We start from the raw sequence: 21,612 nt of genomic DNA, 5'->3' as shown, positions 1-21,612 counted from the left end.
GGATCGAGGTGCCGTCAGACGTGAGCGAGCGTCACATCGAGGTCATCTGCCCGGTCTACCGGGAGGCGGAAGGGATCCAGGCCTTTCACGCCGAGCTCTCGGGCGTGCTGGACAAGATCGCTGATCGGTACACGAGCCGGGTGCTGTACGTCATGGACCCCTCGTCGGATGAGACCGAGCGGCGCCTCGAGGAGATCTGCGCGAGCGATCCGCGAGTGAGAACTCTCGTGCTCTCGAGGCGCTTCGGCCACCAGGCGGCGCTCGTCGCCGGGCTCGAGCACTGCCATGGGGACGCCGCGGTGATGCTGGACTCGGACGGCCAGCATCCGCCGGAGGTCATCCTCGATCTGCTGGAGGCGTTCGAACGCGGGGCCGATGTCGTGCAGGCGGTCCGACAGGATGCGCCGAGGACCGGGTGGTTCAAGCGCAAGACCAGCGAGCTCTTCTACCGGCTCATGTCCCGGCTCGCCTCCATCGATCTGCGAGTCGGCTCGGCCGACTTCCGGCTGCTGTCCCGGCGCGTGGTGGACGTCTTCCGCGACCAGCTCCCCGAGCGGAACCCCTTCATCCGCGGGCTGACGAGCTGGGTCGGCTTCACCGTCGCCTACGTCGGCTTCACGTCCAGGGATCGCGAGTCCGGCACGAGCAAGTACTCGCTGCGACTGCTGATCGAGTTCGCGGCGACCGGGGTGACCTCCTTCTCGAAGTTCCCGCTGCGGGCCGCGGCCGGGATCGGTGTCGTGATGTCGACGCTCAGCGTCGTCTACGGGTGCATCGCCATCGCCGCGTACTTCACCCAGAACTACGTCGCACCCGGGTGGACGAGCCTGCTAGCCGTGATCTCCTTCATCGGTGGCCTGCAGCTTCTCTTCCTCGGCGTCATCGCCGAGTACGTGGGCCAGATCTTCGATGAGGTGAAGGGCCGGCCTCGGTACCTCATCGCGAGGACGATCGGCGACCCCGGCCCGGCCGGCGGCGCACAGGGCGAGCATGTTGGCTGAGCAGACGAGCGCGAACGCGCTGCGTGGCCCGGTCGCCCTGGTGGCGATCCTGTTCGTCGGCTACACCCTGCTCAGCGTGGCGGGGATCGTGCTGGTCAAGAAGTGGCTCCCGGAGGCGCAGACCGACGTCGGAGCCGGGCGGTGGAACACGGCGCCCGTGTGGTGGTCGGCCGTGGGCGCGACGGCGTACGTCTCGAGCTTCCTGCTCTGGATGGTGCTGCTGACGCGTGCACCGCTGAGCGTCGCCTATCCCGTGGCGGTGGGGGCGACGCTGTGCCTCACGCTGGTGGCCAGCCTCTGGCTGTTCAAGGAGCGTCCCACCGCCGTCCAGCTCCTCGGCAGTGCCTTCGTCCTGCTCGGCATCGCCCTGATCGGCAGCGGATTGAGACGTTGACCCGACTCAGCAGGACCGCACCACCGTGAACACCGCGAAGGCCTCGAGGCTCATGCTCGGCATCCGCCAGGGCCACCAGTCGATCGTCAGCGCGTCGTTGCGGAAAACGTGACGCAGCTGCTCCTTGATCGAGCCGAAGTGATTCGGATGATCGAGCGCCGCCACCAGGCGATGCCGTTCCGCCAACCCGGCGCGCCGGGCCGCCCGGCCCGAGGTCACCGCCTTGCCGAACCGGTAGGCCAGTCCGGGATCGGTCGGCACCAGGATGGTCATGACTCCTCCCACCCGGGTGACGCGACGCATCTCCTGCGCGGCCCGCATCGGGCTGTCGACATGGTGGAGCAGGCAGGTCGCGATCAGGCGGTCGAAGGCGGTGTCGCGGAAGGGCAGTCGAGCGACGTCGCACGACACGGCGCTCACCCGCGGGTCGGCAGCGGCGGCGCCGTCCAGGATCGGGGGGAACAGGTCGCTGACGACGTACTCGCGATAGCCGTGCCGCACGAATGGAAGGTGCTCTGCTCGGTTGCCGCCCACCTCGAGCACTCGATCGAAGGAGCTCGCGATGCCGTATCGCCGCTCCATCGTGCGGTGCATGTACCGGGAGAAGAACGATCCGTCTGCGGAGGCGGAGATCAGCGAGTAGTGCTGGTCGTACCACTCCCGGACGACGGCATCCGGATCCTCGACGTCGCCTCCGGGTGGGGTCCCGCCCACGGTCATGACGATCGCTCCCGCGTGGCTGTCGGTCATCGTGTCCGCGGCGCCTGATGACGCCGGATCACTATCCCCACTGTATTGCCGACCGGACGGGGTGTGGCCGGCCTCCTCGACGGTCACGATGGCGGTGTCGACCCGGTTCGCGCACCAGATCGGACGGGGCGTGACCGTGGTCTCAGCCGCTGAGACCGTGCTGGTAGGCGTACACGACCGCCTGGACGCGATCGCGCAGGCCGAGCTTGTCGAGGATCCGCGCGACGTGCGTCTTGACCGTTCCCTCGCTGATGAACAAGGCCTGCCCGATCTCGGCGTTGGAGAGTCCGCGCGCGAGCTCCTTGAGCACGTCGCGCTCCCGTTCCGTCAGGCGGCTCAGCTCGGGCGGTTCCTGCGGTGCTGCCGGAGCCCGGGCCACGAAGGTGTCGATGATCCTCCGAGTCACCTGCGGCGCGAGAAGCGCGTCCCCTGCGGCGACGGTACGGACGCCGTCCACGATCGTCTGCGGTGGGTCGGTCTTGAGCAGGAAGCCAGCAGCGCCGGCCTGAAGCGCGTCGAAGACGTAGGCGTCGAGCGCGTACGTCGTCAGGACGAGAACGCGAGCCCGCGAGCCCGAGGCCCGGAGTCGTCGGGTGGTCTCGATGCCGTCCAGCGTCGGCATCTGGATGTCCATGAGCACCACGTCGGGGTCCGACGCCGCGATGACCTCGATCGCCTCGACACCGTCGGCGGCCTCCCCTATGACCTCGAGGTCTGGTTGGGCCTGCAGGATCATCCGCAGCCCGCTGCGGACGACCGGCTGGTCGTCGACCAGGACGACGCGAACGCTCATCGTCCACTCATGTGACTGGAAGTGCGGCCTGCAGGCGCCAGCAGCCGCCGTCGACCGGTCCGGCGTCGAAGCGGCCTCCGAAGACGGCGACGCGTTCGCGCAGGCCGGGGAGTCCGCGCCCTCCGCTGGGCGCTGCTCCGGCCGACTGTCCGTGCGACTCATTGCGGACGCTGACCTCGAGCTCGTCCTCGGTGTAGCGGAGCACGACCCGAGTCGGTGAGCCGGCCGCGTGCTTGAGCACGTTCGTCAAACCCTCCTGCACCACGCGATAGGCCGAGAGCTCGATGGCGGCCGGCAGCTCCACGGGCGTCCCCTCGATGTCGAGCCGTACGTCGAGCCCGGCGACGCGGGTGCGCTCGACGAGACCGGCCACATCGGACAGGCACGGCTGGGGGCTTCGTGACGCCTCCGGCTCCCCACGCAGGAGGCCCAGCAGGCGGCTCATCTCGTTGATGGCCTCGAGTCCGGTACGACGGATGAGTTCCATCGCCTGACGGGCCTGTGCGGGATCGGTGTCGAGCACCGCTTCCGCCGCGCCGGCCTGCAGGACCACGATGCCCAGGCTGTGCGACACGATGTCGTGGAGTTCGCGGGCCATCCGGCGACGTTCCTCTGCGCTGGCTTCGGCTGCCAGCGCCTCGAGCTCGAGCGCGCGTTCGCCGATGGCGTGCTCCGCCTTCTCGAGCCGGCGCTGCCGCCAACGGCTCGTGAGCCCGACGAGGAAGGTCAGACCGAGGATCGTCGAGTCATACGTCCAGTCGCCGATGGACTTGATCTGTGGGTCCCTGACGTCGTGCAGGGCGATGCCCGACGCGAGGATCAACGAAGCCAGCAGGGGCGACCTGGAGCGGGCCGCAGAGGTGTAGGCCACGACGAGGATCATGAACAGCGCGACCGGCGAGTCAGAGGCCCCGTAGAGGGCGGCCGGGATCGCCACGGCACCGACGACGACGGCGCAGGTCACGGTCGGGTACGCGCGCCGCCAGACCAGAGCGAGCGCGGCGAACAGCATGCACAGGGAGTTCACCCAGATCGGCCCCCGCCACTGGGGATCGCCGTGGATGTCGAACTGCACCAGGACGCCCAGGACCAGGGCAAGGAGGACGTCGCCGGGATAGGTCTTGAACCGTTGCGAGCGCACGGTGAGCCGCGCCCACCGGGCCTCCAGTCGATCGCTCACGCGGGAACTGTATGCGCGGGACCGGCGCCAGTCCTCCCCCTTGAGAGGGACCCCGAAATCTGCCTCACGGAGGATCCGGATCGGCCGCAGCACGGACGACGTGCCCACTCCTCACCGGCCACGGTTGGGCGAGTCCCGCCCACCATCAACCGGAGGAACTGACATGACCGCACTCACCACCACCGCCCCGGGTCGAACCTCGCGCTGGACGCCCGGCACCGTCGCCGCAACGTCGCTCGTGTTCGGCGGCGCCTGCATGGTGATCATCAACCTGTCCATGAACCGGCCCAACCACGATGACATCGCCAGCACCGACCTCTACGTCGGCGCGTTCATCGTGGGCATGGCCGCCATCGTGTACGCGGTCGCCCGCGCGGTCTGGGGCAACCCCGATCGGTGCGCCAAAGCCGGTCTCGCCCTCGGCATCCTGCTGGTGCTCGCCACGCCGGTGTGGTTCAGCCTGAGCCAGCCCGTGCTCGGTATCGGAGCCATCGCGCTCGCGCTCCGGGCGCGCGACGCACACGTACGTCCACGCATGACCATGAGCGCTCTCGTCCTCGGCGGGCTCGGCCTGCTGGTGGGCGTCGTCTTCAGCCTTGCCTCGGTCATCCACTACTTCGTGTCCTGACCGCCTCGGGCTGTCATGCGTTTCGGCAAGGGGCCTTGTCGAAACGCATGACAGCTCCGCCGGCGCAACGTGATGACGGCGTCCACGGACGTGTTGTCAGGCGGTTCGGGCGCTCGGCCGCCCGTTGCGTCTGACAACTCCCACCGACGGGTCTAGCCGAAGATGCGCAGCAGCTCACCGATCGGTCGGCTGGCCTCGATGGGGTGGCGGAAGGTGAGGTCTGGGTGCAGCTCGTAACGGTTGCGGCGCCCCGCCTTCACCCTCGTGAGGTAGCCGTCGGCCTCCAACTCGCTGAGGATCGCCTGCGTCGCGCGCTCCGTGATGCCCACCGCGGCCGCCACGTCGCGGATGCGCGCGTCCGGTTGTCGGCTCAGGAACACCATGACGTGCCCGTGGTTGGTCAGGAAGGTCCACGCTCGCGCCGCTGGGGTCCCCGTGTCCGCGCCGAGCCCCGACGTCGCCGTCATGACCGCCTCCCGCACCCGAGCCCGGCTCTCCCGGGCGAGCCGATGGTATCGGCAGCCCGAAGCAGGTCTCAGTAGACACGAATCCAACTTCCGGTAATATGCTTCCTATGACCTTCCGGATGACCGGCGCCGCCCGTCTCGCCCTGGCCCTCCTGATCGCCGGTGGAGCCGGTCTGGTCGCGCTCGGCGCCGGCGTCGCCCCGCTCGAAGCCACGCCGGTACACGTCGGCGCCTCGGCCCTCGGGCTGCGCATCGACGTGCTCAGCGCGGTCCTGCTCTGCTTCGTCGGCTGCATCGGGTGGGTGGTCTCGTCCTACGCCGGCAGGAACCTGCGTGGCCAGTCTGGAACGGGTCGCTTCGGTGCCCTGCTGATGGGCACGTTGGGCGCGCTGGCGGTCATGGTGAGCGCCGCGAGCCTGCCGGTCTTCGCCCTTGGGTGGACGGTCAGCGGACTCGGCATGGCGGCGCTGGTTGCCCACGCGGGTACGCCGCGCGCCATCCGAGCCGCTGGGTACGTCCGCCGGCGTCTTCTGCTCGGGGACCTTCTCATGTGGACGGCCGTCCTCCTCGGGCTGGTGGTCCTTCCCAGCCTCGACCGAGCCGAGGTGGGCGACATCGCCGGTGGACGAGGCACGGACGTCGTCGTTCTCCTTCTGGTCGGGGCGTGCGTGATCCGCTCCGCACTGTTCCCAGTCTGGCGCTGGCTGCCCGAGACAGCCGAGGCCCCATCCCCCGTGTCGGCGTTGCTGCATGCCGGACTGGTCAACGGCACAGGCATCCTGGCGGCGTTGTTCTGGCCGCTGTTTCGCGCCAGCCGCGTGTCGCTTCTCGTCCTCATGGGTGTCGGCGCAGCATCCGTCGTGTTCGGGACACTGGCCGGGCGGCTGCGGGCCGACGTGAAGGGTCGGCTGGCCTGCTCGACGATCGCGCAGATGGGCTACATGACGCTGCAGGTCGGCCTTGGGCTCCCGGCTGCCGCCGTCCTGCACCTCATCGGCCATGGCTTCTACAAGGCCTGGTTGTTCCTGCGGGCGGGTGGTGCGGTGACTCGCAGCCGATGGCGCGGAACCCCGCTCCGGACCTCACGGAGAGCAGTGACGACCGGCACTGTGGCGGCGGTCGGCTGCATCGTCGGAGCATCGATGCTGGCGGCACCATCGCTGGTGCGTTCGGTCGGTGGTCTCGGCCCAGTCGCCGTCATCCCGGCTGTCTTCGCGATCATCACCGCGGTTGTGGCCACGGTCCTCGCCTCGCTCTCTCGCCTCGCGTCCCGCACCGGTATCGCTCTCGTCGCCGCTGGTGGCGCCCTGCTGGCCGGCGCGTACGCGACGGGCCTGGCCGCCTGGGAGCGGCTGCTGGCCACCACCCTGCCGCTCGCCCCGGTCTGGAGCAGCGAGGTCGCCGTGGCGCTCGTCGCCGCGACCATCGTGGGCGGCGCGGTGCTGGCGATCACCGCGGTTGCGCTGCCCCGTCGAGCCAGTGGGCCCTTCGCGGTCAGGCTCGCTGCCACCGCCTTGCCACCGTGGGCCCGCGCCAGGACGCGCGATGCGGGATGGCCCACCGTCCCCGCCCCGAGGCCCGTCATCACCCCGGAGCTGGCAACCGACGCCGTGACGACCGCCGCCCGGCTGATCGGCCCGGCGTGGCCGCTGCGGGAGATCGTGGCGTCGAACCCGCTCGCCCTTCTCGAGAACTTCGACGTCACCGACGCCGCTCACGTCGCATCAAGGGTGTTGGGAGTGCGGGGGTACCTCGGCGAGAGCGACTTCATCACGATGTTCGACGCCGGGAGGATCACCCGCGCCGACCTGAGAGAGGCGCTGGTCGAGCAGTTCGTGGACCGAGGGATCCCGGCCCCAGGGGCCAACCTCGACGCCATGGTCGAGTCGCTCGTCCGCACCGCTCGCTGCGCCGCGTCCCGCGAGCCCGCTCCCGCGGACGCGAAGCGCCGACCCGATTCCTCCGAGACATCCGACGAGCACGCCGCCTGGTGGTGCCAGCGCGCGTGGTCGGGGACCGCGTCGAACGGCTCGGGCCCGTGGGTGCGGCTCCGCCAGACGTGCGTGCACAGCGCGTACGACGGGGCTCTGGGCCTGCGCGGGGCCAGTCGCCTCATCGAGGGCCTCCCCGAGGATCCCGCCGAGGCGCTTGCCCTCCTGTGCAGCCGCGCCGGCATCGACGAAACGATGATCGTCGAGTACCTGACCCGGTTGCTGAGCGGCCTTCCGGGCTGGACGGCTCACGCCCAGTGGCGCGCGCGCGTCTTCGCTGACCCGACGCCAGTGCTGGAGCTCGCTGTTGTGCGGGTCGTACTCGAGCTGCTCCTCGTCGGCGACGCGACAAACACCCTGAGGGCCCGGGCCGACGACGAGCCGGTGGATCCGGCGGAGCTCTCGCGCTGCGAGACCTGGCAGCGAGCCCTCGAGGCGGGCTTCCGCCGACCGCTTCTCGACGACCTTCGCGCTGGTGGTGAGACACTGGCATCTGCGTGTCGCTCACTGGAGGAGAAGCGGCCTGTCCCGCTGGCTCAGGCTGTCTTCTGCATCGACGTCCGCTCGGAGCGTTTACGTCGCGCTCTCGAGGCGCAGGGGCCGTTCGCGACGTACGGCTTCGCCGGGTTCTTCGGCGCCGCGCTGCGCCATGTCACCGGCGATGGCGCCGAGTTCGACCAGTGCCCGGCTCTCCTCGAGCCCAGCTTCGCCGTCGTCGCGCAACCGCGGCCGGACGGCCTCCGCCCGCCCGTCCGTGGTGCCGCCCTGGGGATCGGAGCAGCACCGCTGACGCCGCTGCTCGTCGCCGAGGCCACCGGCTGGCTCGCCGGCGTCGCGGCGGTCGTCCAGACCGCGGCCCCACGCCTGTGGCATCGCCTGTCGAAGCGGTGGACTCTGCCCGACCGCTGGGGTATCCCTGCAGACACGACACGATCCGACGGCCACGGGCGGGTGCATACCGGGCTGCCGGTCGGGATGACCCATGGACAACGGGTCGCGCTCGCCGCCGGAGCACTGCGCACCATCGGTCTGGTCGAGGACTTCGCGCCCTTGCTGGTGATCTGCGGGCATGCCGCCACAGTCGAGAACAACGCCTTTGCGACCGCCTACGACTGCGGCGCCTGCGGCGGCAACGGTGGTCACGTCAACGCCCGAGTCCTGGCCGAGGTGCTCAACGACCCAACGGTGCGCGAGACCCTTGCGGCCGACGGCATCCGGCTGCCGGACTCGACCGTGGCCGTTGCGGCTGCCCACGACACGACGACCGACGAGGTCGAGCTCGACCCGGCGTTCGCGCCGTTTCCCGCGTACTCCGAACGGGTCGCGACGCTGCGCGAGGCCCTCGGCGCCGCCGGGCGGGCCGTGCGTGCGGAGCGTGCCGGGTCCCTGCCCGGCGCGCCTCGCCCGGGATCCGCGCCGGCCGCGCTCACCAGGCACGTCCGCGCCCGGGCGCTCGACTGGGCGGAGCCGGCGCCGGAGTGGGGCCTGGCCGGCAACGCAGCCTTCGTCATCGGTCCGCGGTCCCTCACGCGGGGCCTCGACCTGGACGGCCGGGTGTTCCTGCACTCCTACGACCCGGCGCTCGACCCCGACGGATCGATCCTCGCCTCGATCCTCACGGCGCCGGCCGTTGTCACCCAGTGGATCAACGCGCAGTACTACGCGTCGACCGTCGACCCCGGCGTCCTGGGCGCGGGGGACAAGTCGACGCACAACGTCGTCGGGGAGGTGGGCGTGCTCACCGGGGCTCATGGTGATCTCCGGCTCGGCCTGCCGTGGCAGGCGCTGTTCGATGGCGCGCCGGGCCACCCGACGAGCGAGCGCCGGCACGAGCCCCTGCGTGAGCTGATCGTCGTCTGGGCCACCCCTCGCCGGGTCGGCGAGATCGTCGGCTCCCACGACCTGCTGGCCCGCCTGGTGGCCAACGGTTGGGTCGCGGTCGCGGCCATCGATCCGTTCGACGCCAGCGCCTGGCGGCTGACCCGTCGCCTCGACTGGCGCCTCTGGGAGGAGCACTCACCGACCCGTCGAGCACTCGTGCCGCTCGCGCGGGAGGACCTCTGATCTCGAGCGGCGGGTCGGTTCTGCCTCTCGAGGGGCCCCGGGGGGATCTGACCCCCCCGGGGACGCGTGCACGTGGGGGACCAGTGACCCTGTCCGGGTGGCGCGCGGCGCGACACCATGGGTCTGTCGGTCCCGCGCCGGATCCGATCGTGTGCCTGTCGACCTCGTAGGAGCGCCATGGCCGCCGTTGTGGACGTCGCCGGACTGGGTGCGCTCTTGGACACTCTGGCCGGACGCGGCTTCACCCTGATCGGGCCGACGCTTCGGGACGGCGTGGTGGTCCTGGCGCCGATCTCGGGCGTCGACGACCTGCCGCGAGGGGTCCGGGACGAGCAGTCCCCCGGGCGCTACCGCGCCGAGCGGACGGCGGAGTCGCGCCTCTTCGACCAGGCGGCGACGGTGAGCACGTGGAAGGCCTATCTCTTCCCATCGCAGCGGACTCTCTGGCGTGCGGCCGACGACGGTGAACCCACCGCGGAGCCGCTGGACCGGGTCCCGCGCGCGCTCATCGGAGTGCGCTCGTGCGACCTGCGGGCGCTCGCCGTCCTCGACACCGTCCTGACCGGCCGGCAGTACGCCGATCCCGACTACGCCGAGCGCCGCAGCCGCACGTTCGTCGTCGCCGTCACGTGCGCTGTTCCCGGCGGAACCTGCTTCTGCGTGTCGATGGGGTCCGGCCCGCGGCCCGACAGCGGGTATGACGTCGCGCTGACCGAGATCCTCGATGACGAGGGGCATCGCTTCGTCGCCGAGGCGGGGACCGATGCCGGCGCCTCGCTGCTGGCGGATCTCCCCAGCCGCATCGCGGCTGAGGAGGACCTGGCCGCGTCCGAGGCCGTCGCGGCCCGGGCGGCTGCGTCGATGGGGCGCGCCGTCGACACGACCGACATCCGCGACCTGATCTATGCGAGCGCCGACGACCCGCACTGGGACGACGTCGCCTCGCGGTGCCTGTCCTGCGGGAACTGCACGATGGTCTGCCCGACGTGCTTCTGCGTCACGACCGTCGAACCGACGGGCCTGGCCGAGTCCGTCTCGAGGGACCGTGTGTGGGACTCGTGCTTCACCAGCGGGCACTCGCTCATGCACGGTCAGCCGGTGCGGGCATCGACCGCGTCGCGTTACCGCCAGTGGCTGACCCACAAGTTCGCCTCCTGGCAGGACCAGTTCGGGACCAGCGGCTGCGTCGGCTGTGGCCGCTGCGTCACCTGGTGCCCGGTCGGCATCGACGTCACGCAGGAGCTCGCCGCGCTGCGCCGCGCGAGCGGAGAGGACGGCTGAGCATGAGAAGCGTCGAGCAGCTGATCGCGGGGCACCCGTTCTTCGTGGACCTCGACGAGGAGACCGTGCGTCATCTCGCCGGCTGCGCGCTGAACCGGCACTTCGACGCCGACGAGTACCTGTTCCGCGCGGACGACCCGGCCGAGACCTTCTTCCTACTGCGCGGTGGCTCGGTCGCGATCGAGATCCAGGGACCCGGCGAGCGGCGGCTCATCGTGGAGACGCAGGGCCCGGGCAGCGTGGTCGGCCTGTCGTGGCTGTTCCCGCCGTACCGGCACTCGATGGACGCCCGGGCGCTGTCGTCCACGAGCGCGGTGGCTCTCGACGCAGGCTGCCTGCGCGAGAAGTGCGACCAGGACCCGCGGGTCGGGTACCTGATGCTGCAGAGACTCGCGCGTGCCATGCACGACCGGATGATGTCGGCGCGTGTCCGCCTGCTCGACCTCTACGGGGCCCCGAGTGCTCGCTGAGCGGACTCGCCCCGCCCCGCCGGAGCCGATGCTCCCGCGGCGGTTCACCGTGCTGGACGTCCAAGCCGAGACCCATGACACGGTCACGCTCGGGCTGGCACCGGTGGATGGCATCCCCATGGCGTTCCGGCCGGGCCAGTTCGCCATGGTGGGCCGCCCGGGCTTCGGCGAGGTACCCATCTCCATCAGCGGCGACCCTGACGAGCCAGCGCGTCTCATGCACACGGTTCGGGCGGTGGGGGACGCGACCGCCGCGTTGACGCGCTGCGCGGTGGGCGATCCGGTCTTCGCGCGGGGCCCGTACGGTCGGGGCTGGGAGGAGGAGAGCGGTACCGACGGAGACGTCCTCGTGGTGGCCGGCGGGATCGGCCTTGCCCCCGTGCGCCCGGTCGTCCTCGCAGTGCTGCGGCACCGCGAGCGCTACGGTCGTGTCGTCGTCGTCGTCGGCAGCCGAACACCTACCGACCTGCTCTACCGACCTCAGCTGGAGGAGTGGGCCGCTCGCGACGATCTCGACGTCGTGGTGACCGTCGATGCCGGAGAGCCGTCGTGGCGTGGCAACGTCGGCCTGGTGACCGACGTGCTGCCCGACCTCGACCCGGCCGCGACTCTGGTGCTCGTGTGCGGCCCGGAGGTCATGATGCGTCTCACGGCAGACGCGCTCGTACGTCGGGGCGTCGTGCCGTCGCAGATCCGGGTGTCCATGGAGCGCAACATGCGCTGCGGTGTGGGGCTCTGCGGTCACTGCCAGCTTCGCGAGGTGTTCGTGTGCGTCGACGGCCCGGTTCTCGGCTACGACCGCGCGCGCACCCTCATGACGATGCGGGGGCTGTGATGACGATTCGAGGTGCGACGGCTCGCCCACGGCTGGCCGTGTGGAAGTTCGCGTCCTGCGACGGCTGCCAGCTGACCCTGCTGAACTGCGAGGACGAGCTGCTCCTGCTCGCCGACGCCGTCGAGATCGCACACTTCACCGAGGCCTCCAGCGCCCACGTCGACGGACCCTACGACCTGTCGCTGGTCGAAGGGTCCATCACGACCCCCGCAGACCTGGAACGCGTCCAGGAGATCCGACGGGCCTCGCGCCGACTCGTCTCGATCGGCGCCTGCGCCACCAGCGGGGGCATCCAGGCGCTACGCAACTTCGCCGACGTCGGCGAGTTCACCTCGCTCGTCTACGCCCGCCCCGAGTACATCGACACCTTGGCCCGGTCCACGCCGATCTCCGCCCACGTGCCGGTGGACTTCGAGCTGCACGGGTGCCCGGTCGACCGGCGACAGCTTCTCGAGGTGGTCGTGGCGTACCTGGACGGACGTACGCCGCGCATCCCGGCCGAGACGGTCTGCGCGGACTGCAAGCGTCGCGGCAACGTCTGCGTCGTCGTCGCGCACGGACAGGCGTGCCTCGGACCGGTGACCCAGTCCGGCTGCGGCGCGTTGTGCCCGTCCTGCGCTCGAGGCTGCTACGGGTGCTTCGGGCCTGCCCCGGGCGTCAATGTCGGGTCGCTCGTCGGGCGGCTGCTCGAGAACGGGATGGGCGAGCCGGATGTGGTCCGGATCCTGCGTACGTTCACCGCCGAGGCGCCCGCCTTCCGGGAGGAGGCCGACACGCATGACTCACGCGCATGACGGTGACCACCTGCTGCGCGTCGACGCGCTGGCACGCGTCGAGGGCGAGGGGGCGATGCACGTCCGGGTGGTCGACGGGCGGGTCACCGAGGTCGAACTGAGGATCTACGAGCCGCCCAGGTTCTTCGAGGCGCTGCTGCGTGGACGCTCGTTCGTGGAGGCGCCGGACATCACCGCGCGCATCTGCGGAATCTGCCCGGTGGCCTACCAGATGAGTGCCTGCCAGGCCATCGAGGCGGCGTGCGGTGTCGAGGTTCCCGACGAGATCCGGCGCATGCGGCGGTTGCTCTACTGCGGCGAGTGGATCGAGAGCCATTCGCTGCACGTCTATCTCCTGCACGCCCCCGACTTCCTCGGCTACGACAGCGCGATCGACCTCGCGCGCGACCACCGCGAGGTCGTCGAGCGAGGGTTGCGGCTGAAGAAGGCGGGCAACGCGCTCATGACCCTGGTGGGCGGTCGCTCCGTCCATCCGGTGAACGTCCGTGTCGGCGGCTTCTATCGCCTGCCCCACCGTGAGGAGCTCGACGACCTCCGTCCGGCGCTCGCACAGGCGCTCGATGACGCGCTGGAGACAGTCCGCCTCGTGGGAACTTTCGCGTTCCCCGTCTTCGAGCAGCCGCACGAGTACCTCGCGCTGCGCGCGCCCGGCGAAGGTTATCCGCTGGAGCGTGGTCGCGTGACGACCACGGGCGGGTTGGCCTTCGACGCCGCCGAGCTGGACCGACACGTCGTCGAGGAGCACGTCGCACGATCGACCGCGCTGCACTCGCACCTCGCCGGGTCCGGCGCACGTTACGCCGTGGGCCCCCTCGCGCGGTACGCGCTCAACGCCGACCGGCTCTCACCACGTGCGGCGGAGGCAGCCAGTGAGGCGGGGCTCGGCGCCCCCTGCCGCAACCCGTTCCGCTCCATCGTCGTGCGCGCAGTGGAGACCGTCTACGCCTGCGAGGAGGCGCTGGCCATCATCGACGGCTGGACCGGTGCCTCGGCACCGTCGGTGGAGGTGGCGCCGCGGGCCGGCGTCGGCTACGGCGCGACAGAGGCGCCTCGCGGGGTGCTCTTCCACCGGTACGAGATCGACGCCGACGGCTCGATCCTCGACGCCCGCATCGTCCCGCCAACGTCGCAGAACCAGGCGAGCATCGAGGCGGACCTCCTGAGCTTCACCCAGGCCAATCTCGCTCTCGACGACGAGGAGCTCACCCGCCGCTGCGAGCAGGCGATCCGCAACTACGACCCGTGCATCTCCTGCGCGACGCACTTCCTCGACGTGACGGTGGACCGCTCGTGAGGGCGCTCGTGGTGGGAGTCGGCAATCCGTACCGGGGGGACGACGGCGTCGGCTTGGCGGTGGTCGAGGAGCTGCGCCGCCGCGCGACGCCTGACCTGGAGCTCATGGCCGTCCCCGTCCCCACTCGGCTCGTGGACGCCTGGCAGGGCTGGGACGACGTCGTCGTCGTCGACGCGATCCGCTCCGGCCGACCGCCGGGATCTGTCGTCGTGGACCAGGCCGCCGAGCGGTCCCCGCCCCGTGCCGGAGGCACCCACGGGTTCGGCGTCCGCGAGTCGATCGAGCTGGCCCGGGGCCTGGGCCGCCTGCCCGCTCGGCTCACCGTGGTCGGCGTCGAGGCGGCGAGCGTCGCGGTCGGGTCCGAGCTGTCCGAGGCCGTGGCCGCCGCCGTCGGGCGCGCAGCCGACGAGGTGGTCGCCGTGCTCTGCACGCGCGGCTGGTCGGTCGCGCTGTCCTGGATCCCGCTCGGGGCCGGCGACCGGATCGGCCTGGTCCGCGCGAGTGGCCGTCTCTTCGAGCTCCTCCAGTCGTGGCGCGACCATCGCCGGCCCGGCCAGCTCTTCCATTCGGCGCTCGAGGTGACAGCGGACGGTGTTCCGTACACCGTCGAGATGGCACCCGCTTGGTCAGGGCCCCGTGGCGACCGCGGTGTCGTCTGCTCGGGGCCCGTGGGGCTCAGGTCCTGGGGGCGATCGCGCTGGTTTCGCTACGAGGTTCGGCTCTGGCGCGACGGGGTCATCCCCGATCTCGACGCGCGTGTCGGTCCCCCGATGCGGCTGTCCACGGACTCATCGCGCGTACGCGCGCTGCTCGACCTCGCCGCCTCGTTCCCGACCCTGACGTGGGGGCGCGACGAACGTGGCTACGGGGAGATGTGGAACTCCAACAGCCTCGTGTCCTGGCTCCTCGCCAGAAGCGGCCACGAGCTGAGCGGGGTCGACCCGCCGGGCCTGGGCAGAGCCCCGGGGTGGGCCGCCGGGCTGCGCGCGGCAGGCTCGCGGATCAGCGGGCCCGGCGGCGCCGGGGTGGCAGGAGCTGGTCGCACAGGACGTCCGTGAGCAATCCGACGAAGTCCTCGGTCGTCCAGCCGTACTCGACGACGAGAGGGCGCCATAGCGCGGTCCCTCCGAAGGCGAGGAGGAGGTCGGTCCCCCGCTGCACGTCCAGCCCGTCGCGCAGCCCGAAGCGATCGTGGAGCGACTGGAGCATCTGCCGGTAACCGTCGCGCCGCAGTTGTTCGCTGCGCCGGCGTACCTCGACGGCCTCCGGCTCGTGCACGGCGCTGCGCACGATGTCGTCGAGCTGGCCGACCCTCGTGGCGATCCCGGTGTTGCCCTCCGCGAAGGCGCGGATGGCGGCCGGGCCGGATCGTGCCGACACGAACATCGCGAACCAGGCCTGTTCCATCGGGGGACGCGGGTCGTCCTCGCCGAGCACGGCCAGCTCGTAGCAGGCATGGAGCAGCTCCGCCTTGGTGTGAAACCGGAAGTACACGGTCTGGACGGCTACCCCTGCCGCGTCGGCGACATCGGCCATCCGCGTGCCGGTGTATCCCCGCTCGATGAAGAGCGTATGGGCGGCTCGGACGATCCGCAGGGCCGTCGTGCGTGCCTGCTCCTTGCGCGACGCGCCAGCTCGCGAGCTCTTGACAGGAGTCATAGTGACGGTCACATTACTCGTGTCACCCACTAGTGACGGACTCTAGCGACAAACTAAGATGAGGAGAGACGATGGCATTCGTGCAGGTCTCCGAAGCCCCGAGCCGAGCGGCGTACGACTCCGTCCTGGTGGCCCTGGGAGGCGAGCGCCCGGCCGGACGGCTGATCCACGCTGCCGCGCAGCTGCCCGACGGGCGTATTCAGATTGTCGACGTTTGGGAGAGCCGCACCGCGATCGAGGAGTTCACCCCAGTGATCATGAAGGCCTTCGCCGACGCGGGTGTGATGGAGCAGGCCATGGTCGGCGGTCCGCCCATCCCGTACGAGACCTTCGAGCTCGACCACTCGAACGCGTGACGGCGCCCGGGTGAGGCTGACCTGGGTCCGTCGGGCGGGCGGCCGGCTGCGAGGATCTGACCATGAGACCTCTCGCGCTGCGTGCGACGTTGGCCGGCTACCTGGTGCTCGCCACGATGGTCACGGGGTGCGGCAGCGGCAGCGGCAAGCCCGCGGTCTGCAACGACCTGGACAACCTGCAGACGTCGGTCCAGGCGCTGAAGAACGTCTCGATCGGCCAGGGCGCGCTCGCGACCGTCAAGAGCGACCTGACCACGATTCAGCGGGACTTGCAGACCCTCGAGGCCGACGCCAAGCAGCAGTACGCCAGCGAGATCTCGGCGCTGTCGTCATCGCTGACCTCGCTGCAGACCAGCGTCTCGGCCGCCCAGGCCGCGCCCAGCGTGACGAGCCTGGCCGCCGTCGCCACCGCGGTGGGCGCCACCGCGACCTCGGCCAAGGCGCTCGCCTCGGCGGTCTCCAGCACCTGCTGACGCTCGTCGAGGGGGACTGACCGAGCCTGCTCACGACAGCGGGATTCGCTCCGTTCGTCGTCTCACCTCGGCCTCCGTCGTGGGGGCGGCAGGCGGTCGGTCAGGCGATGGTGATCCCGCCGTCGACGGCCAAGGTCTGGCCGGTCACGTAGCCGCCGGCGTCGCTGGCGAGGAACACGACGGCCGCCGCCAGCTCCTCGTGGAGACCGAGCCGGCCGACGGGGATGTGGGGCAGCATCGCGTCGAGGTATCCGGGCGGGTACAGCTCGGTCATCTCGGAGGCGAAGAAGCCCGGTGCGAGCGCGTTCACCCGGATCCCCTTGCGTCCCGTCCACTGCGCCGCCAGGTCACGGGTCAGACCGATGAGGCCAGCCTTGCTCGCCGAGTAGGCGGCCTGCGGCAGTCCACCCGTCCTCAGCCCCAGCACGCTGCTGATGTTGATGATGCTGCTGCCCGGGCGCATCACGCGACCGCATGCCTGGGCCATCCAGTAGCTGCCGTTGAGGTTGGTCTCGATGACGGTGCGGAACTCCTCCGGCGTCTCGCGGCTCGCGGGGACGGCGGTGCCGATGCCGGCGTTGTTGACGAGGACGTCGACGCGGCCGAACTCGGCCACCGCGGCGTCCACGACCGCCGTGCACTGCACGGGCTGCGAGACGTCCAGAGGCAGGACCAGGCAGCGGCGTCCGGTCGCCTCGACGAGGTCGCGGGTCGCGACCAGGCGGTCGGTACGCCGTGCCGCCACGACGACGTCCGATCCGGCCTCGGCCAGGGCGCGGGCGAAGGAGACCCCCAGACCCGCGGATGCTCCAGTGACGATGGAGACGCGGTCGTCGAGGCGGAAGAGGTCGAGGATGCTCATGACGTGCGCTCCAATGCGGCCAGGACGAAGTCGGCGATCTCGGAGCCCAGCTGTCGTGGCTGCTTGCGGCCGCGCGGCCGGTACCACACTGGCAGCTCGTTGATCACACCGAAGATGGTGAGGGTCACGGTCTCCGGCGACGCGACCGCGGAGAACCTGCCGTCGGCCTGGGCGTCGTGGACCAGGCGGACGACGGCGTCGTGGTAGCGCCGTCTGGCGACGCGGAACTGCTCGGTGCGTTCGTCACCGAGACGATGACGCTCGCGCATGAACACGAGTGCCTGCGGCGCGCGCTCGGCAGTCGTCTCGACGAGGTCGAGGATCAGGGCCCGCAACGTCTCCGCCGGACCCCTGCCCGCCGCGAGGATGCGGTCCATCCCCAGCAGCTGACGCTCGATCAGGTCTCCGTAGACCGCGTAGAGCAGCTGCTCCTTGCTCGTGAAGTGGTGATAGAAGCCGCCCTTGGCCACGCCCGCCATCGCGACGATCTGCGCCACGCTGGTGGCGTCATAGCCCTGGGCCGCGAACAGCTGCACTCCTGCCTCGAGCACGCGGTCGCGAACGCCCGTTTCCGAGACGGTCATCCGGCGCTCGCGGTGTGCCGCCGCAGCTCCTCCCTGGCCACCGACCGTAGGTGCACCTCGTCGGGGCCGTCGGCGAGGTGCAGCGTGCGCAGCGCCGCCCATGCCTGGGCAAGGTCCCCGGAGACGCCCGCTCCGCCGTGCACCTGGATGGCGCGGTCGAGCACGTACGACGCCGCGCGCGGTGCCGCGACCTTGATCGCGGCGATCTCGGTCGCAGCCGCCCGCACGCCGACGGTGTCGATGAGGAACGCGGTCTTCAACACCAGCAGCCGGGCTTGGTCGAGGGCCAGCCTCGACTCCGCGATCCACTCCCGTACGACGCCCTGCGCGGCGATGGGGCCGCCGAAGGCACTGCGAGACAGGGCACGCTCGCACATCGCCTCGAGCGCGCGTTCGGCCATGCCCAGGCTGCGCATGCAGTGATGGACCCGACCCGGGCCGAGCCGCGCCTGCGCCATGGCGAAGCCCTGGCCGCGCTCGCCGAGCAGGCTCGTCGCGGGGACGCGCACGTTGCGGAAGTCGATGACGGCGTGTCCGCCGTGCGGCCCGTCGTCATAGCCGAACACGGTGGTGGAACCGCTGACCTCGACGCCGGGCGTGTCCAGCGGAACGAGGATCATCGAGTGGCGGGAGCCCCGTCCGGCGTCGGGGTCGGTGACCCCCATGACGATCGCGATGCGGCACTCCGGACGCATGGCACCGGTGGACCACCACTTGCGACCGGTGACCACCCACTCCCCGCCGTCCTCGCGGATGCGGGTGGCGATGTTCGTGGCATCGCTGCTGGCGACATCCGGCTCGGTCATCGAGAAGCAGGAACGGATCTCACCCGCCAGCAGCGGCTCCAGCCACTGGGCCCTCTGCTCCGCCGTCCCGAACAGCGCCAGCAGCTCCATGTTCCCGGTGTCCGGAGCCGCGCAGTTCATGGCCTCGGGAGCGATGCTCGGCGAGCGTCCCGACAGCTCCGCGACCGGGGCGTAGTCGAGCACGGACAGTCCGGCGCCGTGCTCCGCGTCCGGCAGGAACAGGTTCCAGAGCCCTCGTGAGCGGGCCTCGGCCTTGAGGTCAGCCATCACCGCCGGCGTGCGAAACGGTGTGCCGGCGGCCCGCAGCGCGGCTGCCTCGCGCTCGAACTCCTCCTCCGCGGGGTAGACCCGCTCGGCGAGGAAGGCGTGCATCGCCGCCTGGAGCTGCCGTGAGCGCTCGCTGTGGGTGAAGTCCATTGCTGGTTCCCGGCTCAGTCCAGGGCGGCGAGAGCGCCGCGCGCGTGCTCGAGCAGGCCGGGTACGGCCTCCCCGATGCGGTCGAACCCCTCGCCGACCGTCTTGCCCTGCTGGAAGCGAGCCGCGATGCCCTCGGCGATGACGGCGAGCTTGAAGTAGCCGAAGCCCACGTACCAGGGGAGCGTGGACAGGTCCCGGCCCGAGGCCCGCCCGTAGCGTCGGGCCAGCTCGTCGGCGGCGGGGAAGCCCCGGTCCACCGTCATCCGGGGCAGGATCGTGTTGCTGCCGTCGGCGACGCGGCGGTAGACGTAGAGCAGACCGACGTCGGTCAGGGGGTCGCCGAGCGTCGCCATCTCCCAGTCGAGGATCGCCGCGATGCCGTCGAGGGCGGGGGTGACGATGACGTTGCTGAGCCGGTAGTCGCCGTGCACGACCGTGCCGGGCGCCGACTCCGGAAGGCGCTGGGTGAGCAGGTCGACGACCTCGGGCTCGAGCGGCTGTACGCGCGTCTGCGAGGCCTGCCACTGCTTGTGCCAGCGGGCGACCTGCCGGGCCAGGAAGCCGTCCGGTCGCCCGAAGTCCGCCAGGCCGACCTGTTCGGGGTCGACGGCGTGGAGGGCGGCGAGGGTGTCGACGAGCTGCTCGCTGAGGGTGGTGGCGGCATCGACGGGCACCGACTCGATCGCCGCCGGGGTGTCCAGCACCACGCCCTCGACGAATCGCATGACATAGAAGGGCGCACCGAGGATCTCGACGTCCTCGCACAGGCCGACCGGTGGGGGCACCGGGACGTCGGTGGCGGCGAGCGCGCTGATCACGCGGAACTCGCGCGCCATGTCGTGCGCGGTGGGCAGGACGTGGCCCAGCGGCGGGCGCCGGACCGCCCAGGTCGAGCGCCCGTCGTCGACCCGGTAGGTCAGGTTCGACTTTCCCCCCGGCAGCAGGGCGCCCCGCAGCGGTCCCGCTCGCAGCCCGGGGTGAACCGTGTCCATCCAGGCACCGAGCACGTCGAGGTCGAGCCCGGGCAGTGCCGCCATGACCGCACTCTAGAGACCGACCGGTCGGTCGGACAAGGGGCCCCGCAGACCAGCGTGCTCATCTGCGTTCCGCGACGCGGCAGTTGGGAGCAGGCTTGACCCATGTCCCCTGCGCGCACCGCCGCCGACATCGCAGGACAGGTCCGTGCCGACCCGACGTCGGCGCCGCGGGTCGTCGAGGAGTGCCTCGACCGGATCGCGGCGCTCGACCCGCGGCTCGGCGCGTTCCAGATCGTGTGCGCCGATGCCGCGCGGGCAGAGGCGAGTGACCTCGCCCGCCGCGACCTGGCCGGGCTCCCGCTGGCGGGAGTACCCGTCGCGATCAAGGACAACGTCGACGTCCAGGGGCTGCCCACGAGATACGGCTCCGGGGCGACGACAACGGCTCCTGCCGAGAAGGACGACGAGCTGGTGCGCCGCCTGCGCGACGCGGGGGCCGTGGTGGTGGGCAAGACGAAGCTGCCCGAGCTGGCGATCTGGAGCTTCACCGAAAGCCGCGCCCACGGTGGGACGGCGACCCCGTGGGACCTTTCTCGCAACGCCGGTGGCTCGACCGGGGGCGGGGCGGCAGCGGTCGCGGCGGGCCTGGTCCCTGTCGCGCTCGGGTCCGACGGCGGCGGGTCGCTGCGGATCCCCGCCGCCTTCTGCGGCGTTGTCGGCTACAAGCCGGCTCGTGCTGTCGTGCCGCTGGCCGGTGGGGCGCAGGAGCACTGGTACGGCTGCTCGGTGTTCGGCGCCATCGCGTCGTCGGTCGCCGACGTGTCAGCGGTGACCGACGTCCTCGCCGGCCGGACCGTCACATCGGTCACGGTGCCGCCGCGGGCGCTGCGGGTCGCGGTGTCGATGCGCGCACCGGTGCCGATCGCGCGTCCCGACGGCGTCACCCGGGCCGGGATCGGGCGCGCGGTCGAGCTGCTGACCGCGGCCGGTCATGCGGCGACCCCGGCCGACCCGCCGTACCCGCTCACCATGGCCAACGACTGGGGGCGGTGCTGGCTGGCCGGGATCGCCGAGGACGTCGAGGTCATGGGTCTCGACGAGACTCGGCTGGAACCGCGAACCCTCGCCATGGTGCGCCGGGGGCGACGGCTGCGGCGCCGGGGGAGGCCCACGGCCGAGGCGCGTACGTCCTGGACGCGCACGGCGGACGCGTGGTTCGGCACCTTCGACGTCCTGGTGTCGCCGACGGTCGCCCGGGCTCCCGCCCGGCTGGGCGGGATGCGGGACTCCGGCTACTGGCGCAGCTACCTGTGGGGCGCGACGACGACGCCGTACACGCAGGCCTGGAACCTGACCGGCTATCCCGCGGTCACCCTGCCGCTGCCCCGAGCCGACGGTGCGCCGTACGCCGTGCAGCTCGTCGCCCCTCCCGGTCGGGAGGGGCTGCTGCTCGGCCTGGCCGCTCAGCTCGAGGAGGCGGCAGGACGCCCGGGGCTACCGCCCATCGCCGGAATGTGAGGTCTGCTCCCGAGCGGG

General features: G+C 71.2%; 22 protein-coding genes. 13 read left to right on the top strand and 9 right to left on the bottom strand.

Annotated features, from left to right (window positions below; all coding sequences use genetic code 11):
- The first annotated feature begins 20 nt into the window (after positions 1-20).
- On the top strand, positions 21-1,001 hold the full coding sequence (locus tag VMI11_09745) for a glycosyltransferase family 2 protein (protein HTY72691.1): 981 nt from the start codon (positions 21-23) through the stop codon (positions 999-1,001).
- Complete coding sequence (locus VMI11_09740; GenBank protein ID HTY72690.1) at positions 991-1,395, top strand: EamA family transporter; 405 nt, start codon at positions 991-993, stop codon at positions 1,393-1,395. Before VMI11_09745 ends, VMI11_09740 begins: the two co-directional genes overlap by 11 nt.
- Positions 1,396-1,401: 6 nt before the next feature.
- Here the strand turns inward: VMI11_09740 and VMI11_09735 are convergent, their stop codons facing one another.
- The 3 genes from VMI11_09735 to VMI11_09725 form a co-directional block, all read right to left on the bottom strand.
- Complete coding sequence (locus VMI11_09735; protein ID HTY72689.1) at positions 1,402-2,145, bottom strand: class I SAM-dependent methyltransferase; 744 nt, start codon at positions 2,143-2,145, stop codon at positions 1,402-1,404.
- Between the two features lie 142 nt (positions 2,146-2,287).
- Positions 2,288-2,938, bottom strand: coding sequence for a response regulator transcription factor (locus tag VMI11_09730; GenBank protein HTY72688.1), 651 nt, complete (start codon positions 2,936-2,938; stop codon positions 2,288-2,290).
- A 7-nt stretch (positions 2,939-2,945) separates the two neighbouring features.
- Positions 2,946-4,118 carry a histidine kinase gene (locus VMI11_09725; protein HTY72687.1) on the bottom strand — a complete coding sequence of 391 codons (1,173 nt, stop codon included), beginning with the start codon at positions 4,116-4,118 and terminating at the stop codon, positions 2,946-2,948.
- A gap of 163 nt (positions 4,119-4,281) precedes the next feature.
- Here VMI11_09725 and VMI11_09720 point away from each other — a divergent pair, with 163 nt between their 5' ends.
- A complete protein-coding gene (locus VMI11_09720) occupies positions 4,282-4,746 on the top strand; it encodes a hypothetical protein (protein HTY72686.1) in 465 nt (154 codons plus the stop codon).
- A gap of 152 nt (positions 4,747-4,898) precedes the next feature.
- On the opposite strand, the gene VMI11_09715 is transcribed toward VMI11_09720, so the two are convergent.
- Positions 4,899-5,213: a winged helix-turn-helix transcriptional regulator gene (locus tag VMI11_09715; GenBank protein HTY72685.1), complete on the bottom strand. Its 315-nt coding sequence runs from the start codon at positions 5,211-5,213 to the stop codon at positions 4,899-4,901.
- Positions 5,214-5,320: 107 nt separating this feature from the next.
- Between VMI11_09715 and VMI11_09710 the strand changes: the two genes are divergently transcribed.
- The 7 genes from VMI11_09710 to VMI11_09680 all read left to right on the top strand — a co-directional run bounded on the left by VMI11_09710 (position 5,321) and on the right by VMI11_09680 (position 15,000).
- The gene (locus VMI11_09710; GenBank protein HTY72684.1) at positions 5,321-9,268 is read left to right on the top strand and encodes a putative inorganic carbon transporter subunit DabA; all 3,948 of its coding nucleotides are present in this window, start codon (positions 5,321-5,323) and stop codon (positions 9,266-9,268) included.
- Positions 9,269-9,445: 177 nt separating this feature from the next.
- The gene (locus VMI11_09705) at positions 9,446-10,549 is read left to right on the top strand and encodes a 4Fe-4S dicluster domain-containing protein (protein ID HTY72683.1); all 1,104 of its coding nucleotides are present in this window, start codon (positions 9,446-9,448) and stop codon (positions 10,547-10,549) included.
- 2 nt (positions 10,550-10,551) lie between these two features.
- Positions 10,552-11,019, top strand: a complete 468-nt coding sequence (locus VMI11_09700) for a cyclic nucleotide-binding domain-containing protein (protein ID HTY72682.1) — start codon at positions 10,552-10,554, stop codon at positions 11,017-11,019.
- Positions 11,009-11,854, top strand: coding sequence for an FAD/NAD(P)-binding protein (locus VMI11_09695; GenBank protein ID HTY72681.1), 846 nt, complete (start codon positions 11,009-11,011; stop codon positions 11,852-11,854). Before VMI11_09700 ends, VMI11_09695 begins: the two co-directional genes overlap by 11 nt.
- Positions 11,854-12,648, top strand: a complete 795-nt coding sequence (locus VMI11_09690; protein HTY72680.1) for an oxidoreductase — start codon at positions 11,854-11,856, stop codon at positions 12,646-12,648. The genes VMI11_09695 and VMI11_09690 overlap by 1 nt, the downstream gene beginning before the upstream one ends.
- The gene (locus tag VMI11_09685; protein HTY72679.1) at positions 12,632-13,942 is read left to right on the top strand and encodes a Ni/Fe hydrogenase subunit alpha; all 1,311 of its coding nucleotides are present in this window, start codon (positions 12,632-12,634) and stop codon (positions 13,940-13,942) included. Before VMI11_09690 ends, VMI11_09685 begins: the two co-directional genes overlap by 17 nt.
- Positions 13,939-15,000 (top strand): hydrogenase maturation protease, encoded by a 1,062-nt coding sequence (locus VMI11_09680; GenBank protein ID HTY72678.1) that lies wholly within the window; start codon positions 13,939-13,941, stop codon positions 14,998-15,000. Before VMI11_09685 ends, VMI11_09680 begins: the two co-directional genes overlap by 4 nt.
- Here VMI11_09680 and VMI11_09675 read toward each other — a convergent pair.
- Entirely contained in the window at positions 14,945-15,601 is a 657-nt protein-coding gene (locus VMI11_09675; protein HTY72677.1) for a TetR/AcrR family transcriptional regulator, read from the bottom strand. The genes VMI11_09680 and VMI11_09675 overlap by 56 nt on opposite strands.
- A gap of 71 nt (positions 15,602-15,672) precedes the next feature.
- Here VMI11_09675 and VMI11_09670 point away from each other — a divergent pair, with 71 nt between their 5' ends.
- Entirely contained in the window at positions 15,673-15,957 is a 285-nt protein-coding gene (locus tag VMI11_09670; GenBank protein ID HTY72676.1) for a hypothetical protein, read from the top strand.
- A 62-nt stretch (positions 15,958-16,019) separates the two neighbouring features.
- Positions 16,020-16,430, top strand: a complete 411-nt coding sequence (locus tag VMI11_09665; GenBank protein HTY72675.1) for a hypothetical protein — start codon at positions 16,020-16,022, stop codon at positions 16,428-16,430.
- A gap of 100 nt (positions 16,431-16,530) precedes the next feature.
- On the opposite strand, the gene VMI11_09660 is transcribed toward VMI11_09665, so the two are convergent.
- Genes VMI11_09660 through VMI11_09645 form a run of 4 tightly spaced genes read right to left on the bottom strand, consistent with a single transcriptional unit; the run spans position 16,531 to position 20,136 of the window.
- A complete protein-coding gene (locus tag VMI11_09660; GenBank protein ID HTY72674.1) occupies positions 16,531-17,292 on the bottom strand; it encodes an SDR family oxidoreductase in 762 nt (253 codons plus the stop codon).
- Entirely contained in the window at positions 17,289-17,876 is a 588-nt protein-coding gene (locus VMI11_09655; GenBank protein ID HTY72673.1) for a TetR/AcrR family transcriptional regulator, read from the bottom strand. Before VMI11_09655 ends, VMI11_09660 begins: the two co-directional genes overlap by 4 nt.
- Entirely contained in the window at positions 17,873-19,099 is a 1,227-nt protein-coding gene (locus VMI11_09650) for an acyl-CoA dehydrogenase family protein (protein HTY72672.1), read from the bottom strand. The genes VMI11_09655 and VMI11_09650 overlap by 4 nt, the downstream gene beginning before the upstream one ends.
- Positions 19,100-19,113: 14 nt before the next feature.
- Entirely contained in the window at positions 19,114-20,136 is a 1,023-nt protein-coding gene (locus VMI11_09645) for a phosphotransferase family protein (GenBank protein HTY72671.1), read from the bottom strand.
- Between the two features lie 102 nt (positions 20,137-20,238).
- On the opposite strand from VMI11_09645, the gene VMI11_09640 reads away from it, so the two are divergent.
- Positions 20,239-21,594 (top strand): amidase family protein, encoded by a 1,356-nt coding sequence (locus tag VMI11_09640; GenBank protein ID HTY72670.1) that lies wholly within the window; start codon positions 20,239-20,241, stop codon positions 21,592-21,594.
- The last annotated feature ends 18 nt before the right edge of the window (positions 21,595-21,612 follow it).

This window comes from Actinomycetes bacterium (genome assembly GCA_035506535.1).
Taxonomy (GTDB): domain Bacteria; phylum Actinomycetota; class Actinomycetes; order DATJPE01; family DATJPE01; genus DATJPE01.
The sequence above is the reverse complement of the archived record's forward strand: the minus strand, read 5'-3'. Positions and strand labels throughout refer to the sequence as shown.